The sequence below is a fragment of the Lacunimicrobium album genome (assembly GCF_052161635.1).
GTDB lineage: Bacteria > Planctomycetota > Planctomycetia > Planctomycetales > Planctomycetaceae > SXPC01.
This window is the reverse complement of sequence record NZ_CP197413.1, coordinates 3,899,580-3,917,590: the sequence shown is the minus strand read 5'-3', so window position 1 is coordinate 3,917,590 and position 18,011 is coordinate 3,899,580. Positions and strand designations below refer to the sequence as shown.

General features: G+C 55.5%; 13 protein-coding genes and 2 tRNA genes. 3 read left to right on the top strand and 12 right to left on the bottom strand.

The features are described 5' to 3' along the window. Positions 1–155 precede the first annotated feature (155 nt). The 5 genes from SH248x_RS15660 to SH248x_RS15640 form a co-directional block, all read right to left on the bottom strand. Positions 156–1,217: a DUF1573 domain-containing protein gene (locus tag SH248x_RS15660; RefSeq protein ID WP_459555235.1), complete on the bottom strand. Its 1,062-nt coding sequence runs from the start codon at positions 1,215–1,217 to the stop codon at positions 156–158. A gap of 800 nt (positions 1,218–2,017) precedes the next feature. Continuing rightward, entirely contained in the window at positions 2,018–2,986 is a 969-nt protein-coding gene (locus tag SH248x_RS15655; RefSeq protein ID WP_459555234.1) for a ferredoxin--NADP reductase, read from the bottom strand. 206 nt (positions 2,987–3,192) lie between these two features. Then, positions 3,193–3,813, bottom strand: coding sequence for an FHA domain-containing protein (locus SH248x_RS15650; RefSeq protein WP_459555233.1), 621 nt, complete (start codon positions 3,811–3,813; stop codon positions 3,193–3,195). A gap of 305 nt (positions 3,814–4,118) precedes the next feature. Further along, positions 4,119–4,192, bottom strand: a tRNA-Ile gene (locus tag SH248x_RS15645). A 210-nt stretch (positions 4,193–4,402) separates the two neighbouring features. Continuing rightward, on the bottom strand, positions 4,403–5,995 hold the full coding sequence (locus SH248x_RS15640) for an FHA domain-containing serine/threonine-protein kinase (protein ID WP_459555232.1): 1,593 nt from the start codon (positions 5,993–5,995) through the stop codon (positions 4,403–4,405). A gap of 455 nt (positions 5,996–6,450) precedes the next feature. Here SH248x_RS15640 and SH248x_RS15635 point away from each other — a divergent pair, with 455 nt between their 5' ends. Then, positions 6,451–7,440, top strand: a complete 990-nt coding sequence (locus SH248x_RS15635) for a gluzincin family metallopeptidase (RefSeq protein WP_459555231.1) — start codon at positions 6,451–6,453, stop codon at positions 7,438–7,440. A 176-nt stretch (positions 7,441–7,616) separates the two neighbouring features. On the opposite strand, the gene SH248x_RS15630 is transcribed toward SH248x_RS15635, so the two are convergent. The 4 genes from SH248x_RS15630 to SH248x_RS15615 all read right to left on the bottom strand — a co-directional run bounded on the left by SH248x_RS15630 (position 7,617) and on the right by SH248x_RS15615 (position 12,139). After that, positions 7,617–9,242, bottom strand: coding sequence for a hypothetical protein (locus SH248x_RS15630; RefSeq protein ID WP_459555230.1), 1,626 nt, complete (start codon positions 9,240–9,242; stop codon positions 7,617–7,619). 182 nt (positions 9,243–9,424) lie between these two features. Continuing rightward, complete coding sequence (locus SH248x_RS15625; RefSeq protein WP_459555229.1) at positions 9,425–9,949, bottom strand: NADPH-dependent FMN reductase; 525 nt, start codon at positions 9,947–9,949, stop codon at positions 9,425–9,427. A gap of 158 nt (positions 9,950–10,107) precedes the next feature. After that, the gene (locus SH248x_RS15620) at positions 10,108–11,970 is read right to left on the bottom strand and encodes a sulfurtransferase (protein ID WP_459555228.1); all 1,863 of its coding nucleotides are present in this window, start codon (positions 11,968–11,970) and stop codon (positions 10,108–10,110) included. A 96-nt stretch (positions 11,971–12,066) separates the two neighbouring features. Further along, a tRNA-Thr gene (locus tag SH248x_RS15615) sits at positions 12,067–12,139 on the bottom strand. 377 nt (positions 12,140–12,516) lie between these two features. On the opposite strand from SH248x_RS15615, the gene SH248x_RS15610 reads away from it, so the two are divergent. Beyond that, the gene (locus SH248x_RS15610) at positions 12,517–13,446 is read left to right on the top strand and encodes a carbon-nitrogen hydrolase family protein (protein ID WP_459555227.1); all 930 of its coding nucleotides are present in this window, start codon (positions 12,517–12,519) and stop codon (positions 13,444–13,446) included. A 161-nt stretch (positions 13,447–13,607) separates the two neighbouring features. Here the strand turns inward: SH248x_RS15610 and SH248x_RS15605 are convergent, their stop codons facing one another. After that, entirely contained in the window at positions 13,608–14,879 is a 1,272-nt protein-coding gene (locus SH248x_RS15605) for a M28 family metallopeptidase (protein ID WP_459555226.1), read from the bottom strand. Positions 14,880–15,064: 185 nt separating this feature from the next. Further along, positions 15,065–15,901, bottom strand: coding sequence for a MotA/TolQ/ExbB proton channel family protein (locus SH248x_RS15600; RefSeq protein ID WP_459555225.1), 837 nt, complete (start codon positions 15,899–15,901; stop codon positions 15,065–15,067). Positions 15,902–16,280: 379 nt separating this feature from the next. On the opposite strand from SH248x_RS15600, the gene SH248x_RS15595 reads away from it, so the two are divergent. After that, complete coding sequence (locus tag SH248x_RS15595; protein ID WP_459555224.1) at positions 16,281–17,168, top strand: hypothetical protein; 888 nt, start codon at positions 16,281–16,283, stop codon at positions 17,166–17,168. Between the two features lie 108 nt (positions 17,169–17,276). On the opposite strand, the gene SH248x_RS15590 is transcribed toward SH248x_RS15595, so the two are convergent. Then, positions 17,277–17,924 (bottom strand): tetratricopeptide repeat protein, encoded by a 648-nt coding sequence (locus SH248x_RS15590; protein ID WP_459555223.1) that lies wholly within the window; start codon positions 17,922–17,924, stop codon positions 17,277–17,279. Positions 17,925–18,011 lie beyond the last annotated feature (87 nt).

Genomic DNA, 18,011 nt, shown 5'->3' with positions numbered 1-18,011 from the left:
CGAGTGGCCGGGGTCAGGTTTGTTAGCTGACCCCAGTTCATTCGTTGTTGGGCGCGGATTCTGGGGTCAGCTAACGATCCTGACCCCAGCCACCCCTGGCGCATAAAAAAAGACGGCTGTGAAGCCGCCTTTTTTGTTTCAATCATGACTGCAGATCAGTTACTCACAACCTTCCCGGTAGCACGGAAGCTGATCGGCTCGTTGCGACCGGCGACGGTAATGGTGAAGTCTTCAGCCAGGTTGCCCGACTCGCCCGGTGCATTGACCGTCAGTTGTAGAACGTGAACCAGTTTCTCGCCTTCAGAGGGCTTGAACATGAAGAGCTGACGATCGGAATCACATTCGACCTTCTCGATCACAAACGGCTTCTTGCCACGAATGACAACCGAAGGAGCCTGCTTTTGTTGACCTGGACGAAGCATGCCGAGGTCGACGACAGCGGGCGTCACAATGATGTCCGGTTCCACAGTCGCTTCAATCATGACCGGAACCAGTGGGCTTTTGACGTCGTTGGTCTTCAGGAAGATCTGATTACGGATCGTCCCAATCGGAGCGTCCGGAGCCACGGCGATACTCAATTGGTAAGTTGCGCCTTGTCCCTGACGGGCCAGCTGTTTGAAGTCAGCAGTGACATTCGAGTTGTTGTTCTCAATCCCGGTGATCGCCCAGTCGGGACGACCGGCGTATTCGATCGTGATGTCCTTGGCTGCTCCTGCACCCACAGGAATCCGACCGAAGTCAGCCAGTCCCGGTGTCAGGACGATGTCGCTGCGAATGTAGACATGGATCGGAAACTGAACTTCAGCGTACATCGGTGAATCGAACGTGACGAAGACCGTCGTGTTCTTTTCGCCCAGGAAGCGCTTCGTATCGATCGTGATTTCGAGTTCCGCTGTTTCCAGACTCGGGATCGTATTCTTGTTCACAGCACCCGCGGTACAGCCGCAGGACGTGCGGATGTTTGAGATGTGAACCGGTTGCTTATAGATGTTCTTGATCGTGACGCGCTGCTTGGTTTCTGCGCCACGGGCGACGAAACCGAAGTCATGTCGCTGTTGAGAGAACATTTCATTGGCCCAGTTCGGACCAAAGACATTCCCGGCCTCGGCATACTGGGCATCACAAATGACCGGGCAGACGAAAGTCAGCGAAATCAGCAGGGTGAACATCACAGGGAGACGAAACATGACGGTGCCTATCGTAGACAGCTTTTTCATCAGCGCTACGCCTTGGAAAGGGTGAGGAAGAGTGGCGATCCTTCATTGTTTTGAAAGTGGTCATCAGAAACGCTCACAAGCGTTCCTGCTTGTAACTGATCAGACTTCAAAGCAGTTTTGAAATCAGACCAGCAACATCACGCGACCAACCGACGTTGGTGGCGACTGGTGTCTGTCACGCGAGGACCGCCATCGCATCGCGAACTGTGAACACAACCTGGGTTGTATCATTAAGCAGAACGCATGCCTCGAAGGCGTGATATCGTCTGAGACGAAGTCTCCTCGATCTCCGCAAAACAGTCCATGTCGGTTTGACGAACCGGCGCGATACTCTGATCAGAGATCACGCGACTGCGGGTCGTCGCCCTGTAGCGACCGCAGATCCTTTGCGGGTGGCAGAACTCCATTGCGATCAAATCGAGACGATGAAGGGAACGCGCACGGATGCGCACTCTCTGGCCCGGAACTTGAGCTTTCATCGACCTGATTTCTCGCGGAAGGTTATGCGTCTGTGGGGGAAATGTCAATTCTCTATCATTTCCATGGGCCGCAGGTTATGCAGCTCCTCCCACTCGCACATTTTCACACCTCCTGATGTGTCAACTGATCGAACGCGATCAGTGGCCTCCCTCTGCCCGCCAAAACAAGGTCCCCACGTCATTCCTGTGGAGACTCTATTATGAAGACTATCCGGGCAGTTGCAAAAAAATTTCGCGTGCAATTTGGCAGGTCAACAGGCAATTTCGCCCCCTGGCAGGTGATCGCTGGTGCAACACGACGCGATTACCTATCTGGCCATTTTACCAATACTTCTCAAAGTGAATATTCCCTACCCCGTGATGCCCGTGTGGGAGCGTGAAGCCCTTCTCGACCAGGATCTGTAACATGCCACGCCCCTCCGGCCACTGCCAGGGTTCGTCATCCGTTTTCTTCATGATGTTGCTCGGGATGCCAATCATGTCAGGATTCCCGCACAGGAAGACATGCGTCCGGGCAGGATCAATCTCAAAGCCAAGCCACTCAGGCAGCTGTGCACTTTCAAATAGATTCTGCAGGTACAGCTTCCCAATATAACCAGGCGCCTGTGGATCGAGATTCTCCGGCTCCCGCGTCGTCAGCAGGCGATAGCGATAACGCGGATGGAGCGCTTCAAGTTGGCGGTGAGCTTCGAGATAGCCAGCATCTTTTTTCATGCGGACGCAACACAACGACGTGATCTGCCCGCGATGCCCTTTGGCAAGCAGCTCTGCCGTCATCGCATTATGAGGCGCTTCGCCAGTCCCAGTCGCCAGAAAGATGACGTTCTGATCCGGCAGCACGGGATCAGCCACGTATTTGCCGGTGATTTTATGCCCGAAGTGCAGCCTTGATCCCGGCTTCAAACCAAACAGGCGAGGCGTTAGACGCAGTCGGTCTTCATCACTGAGTCGGACGAGCGCGATGTAAAACTCGACATAAGGCAGCGTCGCGCAGGGCATGAGCTGGCCATTTTCGATCAGCGGGCAGGAGATCGAGTAAGCGCGCTGGATGATTTTCAGCTTGTCCTGCTCGGGCGGAACAAGGCCATCGATCCGCAGCTCGAACGGGCCAAAGCCAAGAGAAACGTACTGACCAGCATGATATTCCGGGATCCCGTCATCCGGTTTGACGCGGAGGATCATCAGGTCGTCATGCAGATAGCGGACATCCACGACGCTGGCGTTGTAATACTTCTCGATGAAGGCAGTCTGGTCGGTCGTCAATTCGGAAGACAACGTCGTCACCGTCATGATGGGCTCCTGAGCGAGTACTGGACGTCTTGTGTTCCTGCAGGAGAGACAAGACACCATCCTCACGACAGTGCCTGGAACTCAACCCGTCTCAGAACGCATGGAATTTTACCGATCCATGCCCGACGGGTCGACAGCGACTTCCGGTTTTCAGCCATTTTAAAGCAGGAGCAAAGATGACAGACGGTGGAGATAACCTCCTCCGCTCAGGCTTTCTTCTGCCAGTACCCGCGAACAATATCCGCCATCCGTGACGCAACAGCATCATCGGGCGAACTTACGACCGACGGAACCAGTCGGGTTGCTTCATCGATATCGCTCGTCATCGGGCGATTGGTCGCGACAGCGGGGGCAGCAGCAACAGCAACCTGCTGAGTATTGTTGGCGTAATGGGTATCTCCGGCGACTTCGTCACTGGCGATCGCTGATTCGCCCGAATCACTCAGCCAGTCGGCAATCTCATGATCCGAAGCAGACGGAGATCGGTCCGCGCGAATGTTTCCCGCAGAAGCGCGATGCCCGACGACAGCTGCTTTCTTGGCACCGGCGAGTTCAAAAATCATCGGGCCGATGTGCAGCGTATCGCCCGGGTTGAGCAGGGTCACGCCATTGATGACCATCCCGTTCACGAATGTCCCATTGCGACTGCTCAGGTCACGCACGAGGACATCCTTGCCCTGCTTCATAATGACGCAGTGTTCGCGACTGACTTCCTTGGAAGCAATCCGGATCTTGCAGGTTTCGTCTCGTCCAATGTAGACCTCAGGTTCAGTGATTTGAACCTTATGCCCCTTCAGCTTGCCCGTCGTCACGATAAAAGTTGCCATGATTCGCCCGCCTCATTCTGGCTTCGTCGATGAAATGGCCCGCCCGGGAAGAATTCAAAACGCGATCCGAGTCGGCGTTTCAAAACATGTCCAGCGAGGTGGCGATGATGGATGAGTTCGTTCCGTCTCGTCATCCAAATGACGTCCGATCATGCCTTGCCGAACTTGCTCACTATAGCAGACCGCCTTTGCCACTTCATCACGAATCTGGCGGTTTTCCCGACGTTGCGCGGCGTCGGATAGTCGTTTCAACAGGTATTCAGAATTTGATTCGACCGACTGATTGCGCGATCGGCTGATGTGAATAGGGCCGCCGGGACTCGAACCCGGAACCAACAAATTATGAGTTTGCTGCTCTAACCGATTGAGCTACAGCCCCTTTTAAAATCCAACGCCAGACAAAAGCATTCACCACCAGGGCTCGAAGGACACTAAGGTTCACAAAGTAAGAATAAATGGTGCTTTTCTTCTTGTTCGCCTGCAGAGCTTCGTGAAACTTTGTGTTCTTCGAGCCTTCGTGGTGAATCCCGGTCTCTGGTCACGAAATATAACAAAACGACCGGCGAGTGAAAATCAGGTTCGCCATTCTTCACGCCTGATCGTCTGCAAACAGACGATTGGCCGTCTTCGCCAGTTCGGTAATTTCTCGCTGCACATCGACAGGCAACTGTTTCCACTGCTGGACCAGCTGACGCAGATCTTCTGGCAGGTTCCGGACAAAGTCTTCCGGGTGAGCCGAGGAGGGGACCGTATCGTCAGGACTATGCGATGGCGCCGCTTGATGCGACAGCGGTCGAGGGACATTCCGCGACGCTTCGAATCGCTCGCTGGGCGAAGGGGCCGTTGTCTGCAGGACCTGTTGGGCAATCGAGGGGACGATCCTCTCCAGGTGATGCTCGCGATGAACATCCAGCAGACGGGCTCGCGCCTGTCGATTTCGTAGTTTCAGCAGATGCGCAAAATCAAACTCCACAGGCTGACGAACGGAAAAGTCAGCCATCGCCGCTGCAAATTCTGACAGCGAGGCAAACCGCTTCTCGGGCGATTTTTCCATCGTCCGCTGAATGATCTCCAGCAATTCCGTCGGGAGGCCGTCTACGAACTGCGTCAAGGCAGCCGCTTGCAGAGTTCGATGGCCGACAAGCTTGTCCTGATTGTTTTTCGCAGGAAACGGAATGCGTCCGCAGAGGGCGTAGTACAGCGTACAACCCAGGCTATAAAGATCCGCGCGACTGTCGACATTATCGCTGTCATGGGACTGCTCGGGCGAAATAAAATCGGCTGTTCCCAGACAGTCTCCCTGCAGCTTTTCCGCGAGGATTTTCTCGAGCGGATCATCGCCGACGAGGACCAGTCCGAAGTCACACAGCTTGACCGTACCGTCCTTCTCGATCAGGACGTTCGCGGGTTTGACGTCCCGGTGAATGGGCCCTTTCGAGTGAATGTATTCTAATGCCAATGCCGCCTGGCGGATCACCTCGCAGGCCAGAGGGTAGGGGACTCGTCCATCCCGCTCGACCAGTTCCTGCAGCGTGATCGCTTCCACGAGTTCCATCACGATGTAATCGATGTCCGAGCGATGCTGATAGCCCATCGCCTGGACAAGGTTTTTGTGTGACAGCTGCTTGCCGACACGTCCCTCGAAGTGGAACCGGATCTTGAGTTCCTGGTCGTCCAGTCCGCGATGGTCGCCGCGGCGCGTCAGGACTTTTAAGGCAAACTGCTCGCCTGTCTTGAAATTCTCGACCCGGTACAGCCAGCCCATTCCGCCCGTCCCCAGAAGTCCGAGGACGCGGTAATCATCGATAAACATCCCTTTTCGAGACGGAGAGATCAGGTCCGTTCGAAACGTGAATTCAAAGCCCGCAATCTGAATCCGGTCGCCGTCATGCAGTTTGGCAAAGGCAACCCGCTGGCCGTTGACCAGAACTCCGGTTTTCGTCCGCAGATCCCAGATGCGGAACTCTTTGTCGTCATACGAAATCACCGCATGAGCCGCGTCGACATCATGACTGACCAGTCGCAGGTGGCATCGTTCTCCCGATCCGATCAAAGTCGCCGATCGCAGAACGTTCTTCTCGACCCGTCGATCGCCCCCCTGCCAGCAGACAAGGAATGCGTACCCACGACGCTCCTGGGGAGCGTGGGCGTCGGAAGTCGGAGGTGTTTCGTGCGTGTCCATGCCATTACTCTTATGCAACGATCGGACCATGCTAGCGTCGTCTTTTCGCAGGTGACAGAACTTTTCCTGAAAAACGAATGCGAATCTCCCGTAAATGCCGGATAGGGGCTCAGGACACCGTCACAGCCGTTTAGCAGCCTCAACTCTTCAATTTGTCCCATTTGCCAACATTGCAAGAACACCAATTGACACAAACGACAAAATTGTAAATGTTACCTCAAGATTTGACGGACCGACCTACCACACATCCCCCCTTCGGCGCTCCTCAATGTCCTGCCTTGTGAAGAGTTATAGCCATTCCAACGACTATAAATCCCCCGAATCGCCACGTCTGGATCACGGATTGCTTCAGACTGACAGTGACTGAGTTCAGCAGACTCGACCTCAATACGGGTCAGGACCTGCCAACTCAGTTGGATACGAATTCTGTTTCAACGACGAACAGGAACAAATAAATGTCATGGACGACACGCGCAACCGCGCACATTCGACAGTTTCCAGTTTCAAAAACACTGCAAACACTTCTCATCCTGCTGACCGTTGCTTTCATGCCCAATCTGGTCGTCGCAGCAGCTGCCCCGTATCACACGACCAACTTCACCATCTATGCAGAGTCGGCAGAGGTCGCTAAAGAAGTCGGCGACAAAGCCGAGTATTGGCGTAAAGAGCTGTCTCAGGAATGGCTCGGCAAGGAAATGCAGAATTGGTTCCGACCCTGCCCGATCAAGGTCAAGGTTGGCCGACTCGGTGCGGGCGGCGTTACGACATTTTCCTTCGACCGTGGCGAAGTCTTTGGCTGGAACATGCAGGTTCAAGGCACACTCGAACGGGTCCTCGACTCCGTCCTGCCTCACGAAATCACCCACACGATCCTCGCCTGCCACTTCCGACGCCCGCTGCCACGTTGGGCCGATGAAGGGGCCTGCACCCTGATTGAACACGAGTCGGAAAAAAGCCGACAGATCAAACTCCTCGGCGAAGTTCTCGAACAAGGCGACCGCATCCCCCTGCGTCAGCTCTTCTCGATGACCGAGTATCCCAAAGACATGCACAACGTCATGAAACTCTACGCCGAGGGGTATTCCGTCTCGGATTATCTTGTTCAACAGGGCGGACCTCGTAAGTTCCTGGCCTTCATGGAACTGGCTCACCAGGAAAACTGGGACAAGGCCCTCAAGACGCATTACAACATCGACAACGTTGAATCGCTTGAGAAATACTGGACCAAGTGGACCGTCGCCGGCAGTCCTCGACTGAACGATCTAGAGGGCACCATGGTCGCAGAAAACACCCAGACACCTGCAGTGACCGCCAAACCAGAACCGCCCATCGTCCGCGGCCAAAGCCCGGAACAGCCCGCCGTCGCTGTTCGCACGACCTCAACCGCCAAAGCCAGCCGCCTGGACCTGATGCTGCCAGTCCTCGTCCGCGAAATCGAGAATTGATTTTTGTTTTTGATCTCTTGTTTTGGTCTCATGGGTAGCCCGGGTTGTCCCAACCCGGGCGTGCCGCTTCGGCACGAGAGAAACACAGAAATGGGCGTCCAACGCGCAACCGAAGGTGTTTCTTGCGGCTACGCCGTCCGGGTTGGGACAACCCGGACTACCCGCTAAAGATACTCTCAACCATTTGTCGACGTCGTCGACACCACGTTCCCCGGCGTGATGAACTGCGATTCCAGTTCTACAAGCCGACGAAGACCGTCGAGTTTCTCCGTTTCCTCCAGCGTCTTCAAATTGGCCGCGAGAGCAATCGACTCCAGCCAGTATTTCAGACGCTCTAGTTTGACGATCTGAAGATCACACGACTCGCTCTCTTTGGCGAGCTTGTCGATGTCCTCCAGTTCCAGCTGCAATTCCAGGTAGCTTTCGTGTTCGACGATTGCCTTGCGAATCTCGTCACCGTCTTCTGCGAGGATCTTGGAGACTCCCGGGTTCCAGGCATTGGAGACTTCCGGCCAGCGCTTCCTGATCGTGCCCGCAATATCGCGCTTGATGTTTCCAACTGTCTGACGATGACGACGCAGATTCGCTTCAAACTTCTGCTTCTCGGCTCGCTTGGCTTTGATCGCCTCATCGACGTCTTTCTCGCGGTCTGTGCCCGTCAGCTGGAACTCCTTGCTGAGTTCTTCAATGACCGTCGTTTCGCATGGTCCAGCCTGAGCCAGTAGTTCCGTGATCGGCGAGCCTGAAGTCAGAAGTCCATCCTTGCCTTTCGTCTTGGAGACCTGACGCAGATAGATATCAGACGTCCGCACGGGAATATCGATCGTGTCGGCATGAATGACGGTGTAAGCATGCGCTTCCAGCAGTGATGTCCGGCCGTCGTGATCATAGTCTGGCAACGTGACTGACTGCCCGGTTCGAGATTCCCCGCAGAGCGCCTCGAAGAAGTACGATGAATATTCACGATACTCCGCTTCATTCACATTCGGCGTGCACCCGGCCGCCACCCGATCAGGGACTGTCGAGAAGAACCCGCAACGAGGATGTTTGGCCAACCCATTATTCGGATCGCCCCCCGCGAAGACGAAGTTGCCGAACCCGCCGCTGTAGCATTGCACCATGATCGCGACAACCGGGACATCGATCGACAACTCATCGAGTTTCTGTGTCCACTCAACCACCGACAGGTCGTTGTCGTTCCACAAGTGCATGATGTTGTTGGCAAACTTTGACGGACGAGCGCGACCCCCCTCTGCGGAATCACTACTGCTGTTGGCCCCGATCCCGATGTTCGCCTCGACATTGCCAAAGCTCATACGGAAGGTTGACTGACCGTCGCGTTTGGCTGGCCCGCCGTGACCGGTAAAATAAACGATCAGACGATCCCCTGGATTCAGCTCGGTCGAGAGATCTTTCACCGTCTTCTCAATCGTCTCGGGCATCGCTGATCCATTCACAGCGGGAAGCGAACTCGAACGGTAGCTTTCCCGAATTCCATCCATCGAACCGACAATGTCTGCCAGCAGAAGTCTGGCATCATCCGCAGGATAGACCGCTTCATATTGCAGATCGCGTGCAGGATCGCCGCCGTCGGAAAAGAGGATCTTCTGATCGATCCCCTGCAGCTTCATTCGAGCCAACGCCCGTTGCAGGTAGCGGACATTATTCTCCAGTGAAATCTGATTGCTGTTGAGACTTGGCCCGCCTCCAATCGTCAGGAGATGGTCGTCCGCGTGCGCGGAACTGGAAACAGCCAGAAGAAGACCTGCCAATAGACACGCAGAAGCACGATGCACAGACATAATCAGGCCTACTGTTGAAGATCGAGTGAGTGTGTTCAGAGTGTGAAGGACGACTGCGCCTGGCGTCCTTCCGGTCATTCAAACAGCGAGACGAACACGTTCACTTTGCAAGAATCTTCACGCAATCTTAAAGCAACTCGCGATCAGTTAGCAAACTGATACTGGAAATGTCGTCGTCCTTTTCACATCACGTCGCCAATTTTTACCAGCTTAAATGTCAGCTCGCGGATCCGCTCCTGGATCTTTTCATCCGCCAGAATCGTCTCTTCGCCATACTCAAAGGCATGGTTGGTCGCATACACAAACCGCGGAATCACCAGGCAGCGAAAATCGAGCATCAGCGAATTCGCAAGTCCCATGACCCCCATGTAACTATTGTGCCCACCCGCTGCACACAAAAAACCGATGACCTTATCCCGCCACGCCTGCCCGGTCAGTTCGATCAGATTCTTCGCCGCCGCATTGACGTCATAATTGTAAATCGGAGCCGCGATCAGAATGCCTTTCGCCCGGACAATCAGATCCCGAATCGGCAGCACAGCTTCATGGCCATAACAGTCTTCCGCATTACAAAACGGCAGCGACGTCTCCTTGAGGTCCACAAACACCACCTCATCCGTCAGCTGCTCCAGCTCCTTAACAGCCTTCCGCGCCAACACCCGCGACAGACTTGCTTCCCGAAGCGACGTGTTGATGACCAGATACATACACTTCCAACTTTCTTGGGCCTGATTTCGTAGGGTCCGCTGTGCGGACCGTCAATGGAGACTCACTATCGGCCCGACATACACATTCTTACCGAAGGACAACTCGCACGGTTTTTCACTTATGAAAGTCGATAAACGGTCCGCACAGCGGACCCTACTTATGCCCAACCCGGCAGTGACGTCACCCAGGTTTTCGCGTCATCCCCTGCGGTCATCTGCAGCTTCAGTTTCCACGCATGTAGACACATCGGCGGCGAGTTCACATCCAGCGTCTGCGTTTCCGCCATCTGTCCCCCCGGCAGGTACGAGGGATCGCCTACGATTGGCAGCCCCAGATGCCATAGGTGGACACGGATCTGATTCGTCCGACCGGTCAGCGGGCGACACTCGATTAACGTCGTCCCATCATCAAATCGTTTGACGACGGTGAAGTCGGTTCGCGATGGCAATCCATTCTCATCCACCACGCGCAACCCACCCGGACTTGGCTCCGCACTGATCGCTGCGTCGACGGTGAACTCGTCGCTGGTTGGCGTTCCCTGCACCCGCGCCAGATAGGTCTTCTCCACTTCGCCACGCTCGAACTGTGTTTGAACAAACGCCGCAGCGACACGGTCCCGGGTCAGGATCATCACCCCCGAGGTATTCGCATCGAGACGGTGAGCTGGTCGCAGCGTATCGGCGACATACACCAGCTTCAGCAGATGGACCAGCGTATTCTTGTGGAACCGCCCGCACGAATGCACCGGCAGCGGAGCCGGCTTGTTAACGACGAGGACATGTGGATCTTCGTAGATCAACTCGATGTCCGGATTCACATCGGGTTCAGCCAGTTCCGGCATAATGCGAATCAGCCGATCGCCCGCCCGCACGGTCTGGTCCAGCGTCGCAGCCGCACCACGCAGCAACAGGTTTCCCTGCTGAATAATCGTCTGCCACTCATCACGACGAATCTGCGGATGACGAGCCGAGACGAAGTCGAGGACGTTCAAACCATCATACGTCTGCGAGACATTGACCGGCCGATGATTCACATACGGCTGACTCCCCGGCAGCGGTCGAACCCGATCGCGCAATTGCTGCTGATGCTTCCTGAGCAGTTCCTCCGGCGCAATCTTCGGATGCTTCTTTTCATAACAGTGAGGACAAGACTCCCCCGGTGAGTACAGCGACGAAGCCTGCTCTTCCTCCGTCAACGGCATCAGGCAGGCGTAGCATTGAGTCGTCGTCGTCTCTTGCAGCTTCGGGTCAACCGCGACCCGTTTATCAAACACGAAACACTCTCCGTCGTAGTGGTCGCCGCCGACTTCTTCGAAGTACTTCAGGATCCCGCCATCGAGCTGATAGACGTTCTTGAAGCCTTCCTTCTCCATGAACGGGCCCGCTTTTTCGCAGCGAATCCCCCCCGTGCAGAACATCACAATCGGCTGGTCCTTCAATTCCCCAGGCAGGTTGCGGACAGCTTCCGGAAACGTGCGGAAGTGACGAATCGGCAGGGTCTTGGCGTTCGTGAAGGTCCCCAGGTCGTATTCGTAATCATTGCGCGTATCGAGTAGCGTGACTGGTTTGCCTTCGTCCAGCCACTGCTTCAAATCGACCGGCTTGATCTTGCGCGACGTGTATTCATGGGGCGCGATCCCGTCGACCCCAAACGCAATGATTTCTTTCTTGATCTTGATCAGCATCTTGCTGAATGGCTGGTGATCGCTGAAGCTTTCCTTCGGCATAATATCCGCAAGCGCCGGCTCGGCCCGCAGTTCGCTGATCAGGGCTTCGACGGCATGGCGCAGTCCCGCGACGAAGAAGTTGATCCCTTCTGGGCTTAGCAGAATCGTCCCCTTCAAACGCAGTGTCTGGCATAGCTTCAGCAGACGGGCTTTCCGCGCCGGCAGGTTATCGAGAGCTGCGAACTTGTAGCAGGAGATATTCAGAATCTCATCCGGTCCGTACTTCGCAGACACGCGAGAATTGACGGATGGAGCAGCAGGCAGGCTGGTCGTGGTCGCGACATCAGCGTTCACGGCAATCGCTTTCCGGGAAAACAAAGAGCAGGAATAAAAAAACGCCCCGAGGCCGCCTGGAACTCAGGACCACCGACGGGGCGTGTGCATTATAAGAGCCGCTGAAGGGATTTGAACCCCCGACCCATGCTTTACGAAAGCATTGCTCTGCCAGCTGAGCTACAGCGGCGGCTTTCTCACACTATAAATCATCCCGCCAGGAAGACAAGACAAACCGGCTGCAGGTTCTTCCGCCAACCACTGATTTAAAACTCAATGTAACCTGTTGCTGCTTCTGCAATTGCCCCTATTCTCCTTCTCATCAGCCATCAGACCGCTATGATCATTTTTCCCATTCATGACCACTATTCAACACCAGAATCCAACCTCGGATGAACACGAATAGACACGGATAAATCGTTTCTCTGAAAGACCTTATGATTCTGGTCTTCTCGGCTTCCTCATTTTATCTGTGTGCATCCGTGTTCATCCGTGGTTCCTCTCCTTCTCGGTGATCTCTGTGTCCTCTGTGGCAAGATTCTCCAAATCTCAACCGGATTATCCGACATGATCAAATGCGCCGCCTGCCAGATTGATATTCGCTTAGGTGACATCGAAGGCAACCTGGAGAAGATGTTCGCCTTCACTCGCGAAGCCGCCGCTAATGGCGCGAAGATCATCGTCTTCCCGGAAGCCTCCCTCTCCGGCTACTGCTTCGACACCCTCGAAGAAGCCCTCCCATACGCCCAGGACCCCAACGGCGAAATTACCCGACGAGTCACCACCCTCGCCAAAGATCTCGAAGTCCACATCATTTTAGGCATCCTCGAACGCGCCAACTCTCGCTCCCCGGATCGGCCAATTACGCCTCGTCGCACCGATTGCGACGGAACGCAATACCGCCAATTACCAATTTCCATCTTCAACACCGCCCTCCTCATCGGCCCCGACGGCCTCGAATACGCCTATCGCAAAATCCACCTCCCCTACATCGGCGTCGACCGCTGGACCACTCCTGGGGACCGCCAGCCGAGGGTCGTCGAAGCCCGCGGCCTTCGTCTCGGCATCAACATCTGCTACGACCTCGCCTTCCCCGAACTGGCCCGTACACTCGCCCTGCTGGGAGCCGATCTGATCGTCCTGCCGACCAACTGGCCGCCACACGCCAAGATCATGCCCGAGAAAGCCGCCCCGACACGTGCCATGGAAAACGGCGTCTATTATCTCGCCTCTGGACGCGTCGGCTTGGAGCGGGACTGCCAGTTCCTGGGGCATTCCCTGATCTGCGATCCGTCGGGCAAGTTCCTCGCAGAAGGGGACGGCATCAGCGAAACGATCCTCTACGCCGACATCGACCCTGCTCGTGCCCGCAATAAACACGTCGTCCGCATCGCCGGCCAAAGCGAACTCCACCGCTTCGGCGACCGACGTCCCGAGTTTTATGGCGAAGTGATCAAGCAACATGATCAGCCGACGCCGCACGTTTTGCCTCGGTAAGGCGAGCGGGGAGCGTCAGCTCCCTGTGTTGCGGGAAATTCAATCGAACTCACTCGTTGAATACGAAGTCAGGCTCAGCACAACATCCGCCATCTTGTAGTATTCAACTCGCTATGGAATCAGTTAGCACAGGGGACAGGGAGTTAACACTCCCCGCTCGCCTAAAACACCGTAAACATCAACATCTGAGCCGAACGAATGAGAAAGCGACGTTCATCGTCTTTGATGTGACCGCGTTTCTTGATCCCCAGTGCATAGTTATGCGCCTGGCTGACGAAGAACTTCTGGGTCGCGCCGAGTTGACTGGCGCGCTCGGGTTTGACCAGTTCGTTGGTGACACGCAGCAGCAGGTCGACCTCTTCCATGCCGGTCTGTGGTTTGTCGGTCCATGTCGGGACGACCGGCGCATTGGCCAGGCTGATGACTAATTCTCCCATCATCTCGGAGATCGACGCGAGCTTGCCGTATTCGATTTTATCCGGTGTATCGTGTCTGGTGTGATAGTCGGGATGTTCGCCGGTGGAGAAGAACAGAAACGGAATATCGGCATCGCGAAAGGCCCCATAGTCGCTGCGTGTGCCAATCAGGTCGACCCCCATGAGGGCATATTCCAGCGTCTCATCAATCTGCAGATCCGAGAGCATCGGACGGACTTCCGGCGATCGTTCGCTGCCGACGATAAACACAACCGGCAGGTCGAGACCACCCAGCGACCGGCCGATCATGTCGGCTGTCATGAAATACTTGATCGCTTCACGAGGGCAGGGGGGATGGGCCAGAAACCAGCGCGATCCAATCAACCCACGTTCTTCCAGATCAAATGCGACGAAGATCACACTGCGAGCCAGTTTGCGTTGAGACAGCTGTTTGGCAACTTCCAGCAGCATCGCGACTCCGGAGGCATTGTCATCGGCGCCGGGGAAGTACTCGTCCTTGTTGATTCCAAGGTGATCGTAGTGAGCCGAGATGATGATGACTTCATTGGTGAGAAGAGGATCGGACCCCGGCAATATTCCTGCGACGTTGTGCCCTTGAACGGTTCGCTCGCCTTTGAGATCCGGTGCTCCCGGGATTGGCTGGAAGTACTGGCCATTTGGAAACAGCGGCTTTAGGCCCGACTGGACGAAGCTTTGATGGATATAGGTCGACGCCAAAGGTCGGCCGTTCTTCCCCCGTCCCTGCAGTTCCGGAGACGCCAGATACATCACATGCGGTCGGACATCGTGTTCTGTGATCGATAGACGCGGACGGACATGAACTTGCGCCGTGGCATCGACTTGAGGAGGAGTCGGAACCTGGAAGGGAACCTGTTGAGCTCGCAGGGCTGTCTGGCCCGATTGCAGGATCAGAAGGATTGCAAAAACAGGCGTCATCATGCGGAACAAAGTGCCGCTGCGAAAATCCTCATCGGTTCGTTTCCATCCGTGGTTCATGCTCAATCTTTCTCCGGACAAAGTTGGATTGCAGAGGTCACAGAGTTGAGCAGGAAGCGATGACTTTCTGAGGCTCAACAGTCTCACCGTCTCAATCACTGTGTCTATGAATTCGGCAAAGGCTGGCAAAGGTTTTCTCCGTGACCTCGCCTCCCCGCCGCGTGCTCGGCGTTCCTGTCTTATTGTTACTTCTTCCCGCGAGTCGTCGGCGTTTGCGGGGCGAGGCCTTGGAGGGCTTCCGCAGAGATGGCGTGGACGAGTTGCTGGCCGAGGTCGTCCATTTCGAGAACCAGGCGGTCGATTCTCGTGTTCAGATACAGGTACATGATGACGCAGGGAATCGCGATCACCAGACCGACGGCTGTCGTCAACAACGCCAGCCCAATCCCCGCAGCCAGGAGTTCCGGCGAATCCGCCATCGCACCACCAGCCATCCCATTGAACGAGACAATCATCCCCCAGACCGTTCCGAGCAGGCCGATGAGAGGACAGACGGTTCCAATCCCGTTGATGATTCGCAAGTGTGTTCTCAACATACTGATCTGACGTTCGCCACCATCGATGATCGCCTGTTCGACCTCGACAGATGGTTTTCCCCACTTACGAACGCCATGGGCGAAGATCATCGCGACCGGGCTGCCATTCTCGACACACAGGTCCAAAGCTTCCTGAGGTTCGAGTTCACCTTCGGACAGGTGAGCCAGAAACCGCTCGACAAAGGGCTTGGGAATCACTCGACCTTTTCTGAGGATGACCAGACGTTCCGTGCTGAACCAGACAGCGACAATCGTCGCGAGAATGAACGGAATCGCGAAGAAGTCGAGCGCGTAAACCATCTCCGCGACGTTCGTCGGGATGACCTGCTTTTTCTTGCTCGCATCCTCTTCGCCCGCGGCATTTTCCGGCGTCACAGCCCCGGCTTCATCGGCTCGTTGGGGAGCATTTTGTTGCGCATGGCTGACGGCTCGGATGGTTCCTAAAACCAGGACTAGCAGGATCAGGCAGCGCGCAATGGTCTTCATGCGTTCGGTATCAAATCGTGAGGAAAAATGAGGGGTGAACGATCATTACCTTAATGGATTCCAAGAGTTACCGCCAGAGGAGTCGTTCGATTCCCCAAGGGGGCTGCCGAGAGTCTCATCATCCTTGTCAGTTGTGTTCACGCGTCATAACGAGACTGGCCACATTATCATTTCCCCACCCAACTTCGAGAAAATTTTCTTTCCCTGGCCCCAAGGAGCACTAGAATAAACGATGGTCTGTTCGACGACTGGCCGTTCTTCCAGCCTCGAACATTCCATTCCCTTCTTCTGATCCTGATGACCACCTCGGAGCGGGCGTTCTCCGATCCACGTCGCCCTCATCTCGGACCGTACGGGCCAGTCAGTAGGAAACATCTCGATGTCAAACGCTCAGCTCAGCCTGACGCCCGATACCTCTCCGAGTGGAGCCTGGCGCAATCTTCTTCCCAACGGACCGGTCGATCTGGTCGCTTCCCGCGTGTTCGATCGAGAGCTTTTCTCCGTCTTGACGTGGTGCTGCGTGCTTCTGGTCGGACTGGCTGCCGATATCATCTGTCAGTTCATGGGCTGGCTGCCGGAACATGCTGTCGTGACGGCCTGCATCTTTCCTGTCATGACGATCCCGGTCATGGTCCGCATCTTAAAACTTGGCGACCGCGGCGGCACTCCGATTCCCTACCGCCCCGCGATCTGGGGCTCAGCCTTCATCATCCTCGCCGCGATGATGGACCTCGGCTGTACTCTCATGATGAGTCCGATGCTCGAAGATGAAGGCAACATTTACCTGCGACGCCTTCTCGATGCAGGCTGCGCGATCGAGTCGGTTTACGTTTACATCTTCATTACTCAGGTTCTGTTCGTCTCGATGTTCGTCATTGTCTGGGTCTCTTTCCTGCAGCATTACCCGCTGCTGGTGCAAAGCATCGTCGTGTCCGACCCGCAGACGCCCGTCGAGTTCCTGAAGTCCGCGACCGGCGGTGCCCACCTGACCTGGCGTCAATGGATCATCCCTCTTAGACCCTCGGAAGTCCCGCTCCTCTATCATTGCTTCTGGTTCGCTGCCGTCGGCGTCATCTTCGGCATCAGCATCTTCCGCTACTACGCGGCGCTCGAATGGCTGAGCATTGTCCCCGTTTCGATTGAAGGACGCATCATGACCGCGTCACTGGGGATCGCCGGCTCGCTGCTGGGTTACCTGTATATCCTCCACCAGGAAAGCCGCTACCAGATCCGTCAAGCCACCATCCGCGCCCACTCCGGCCAGTAATTCCTCATCCGTTGTGGGTGTGCCACGGCCGTGTCGGCCGTGTAGATGGACGCTCATTGCGCAATGCACGGCTGACACAGCCGTGGCACACCGGCATATTCGCAGCACTTACTTCTTCAGCTGTGTCGCAAGCCGTGTTTTGAGATCACTCAGCCCGTCGAGCTTTGCGTCGAGAAAACTCGCGATCGTGGCGTCTTCAAAGGCGCCCAGGATATCCCCCAGTTTGTCTTTCGCCTGAGCGCGAAAGTAATACGCCGCCCCGACCCGATTGTCCCGTTCGATCGCCAGGTTGAAATCATCTAGAGCCTTCACTGCCTCTCCCTGAGCGAGCAGCAGCTTGCCCCGATTGAAGTAGCCAACCGAAACTTGAGGCTGCGACTCAATCAGCTGATCAAGGTCTTCTTTGGCTTCGTCGTACTTCTTCTGATTGAGCAGCAACACCGCGCGATTATTGCGAGCCTGGAATCGCTCGGGATCGATCTCAAGAGATCTGCTGTAATCAGCGATCGCTTCGTCGACGTGCTTGGCGGCTTCATGAAAAACGCCGCGATCATAATAGAGAACTGGATTTTTAGGATCTTTCTCGATCACCTGCGTCATGATCGCGATCGCTTCGTCGTACTCGCCACGTTCTTCGTGAATATAAGCCTTCTCGACGAGGACCTCCGGCAGAGCCCTCTGGTCCGTACAGCCAACAACGAAACTACACAGCAGTAAGACACAACCAGCCAGCCCGCGCATGTGAAAACGATCCATTTCTTCAGTCATTAAATTATCGCTGCAAAGGGCTCAAAACCAGGAGAAGAAGTGAACCACGGATGAACACAGATAAGAGAGGATCGA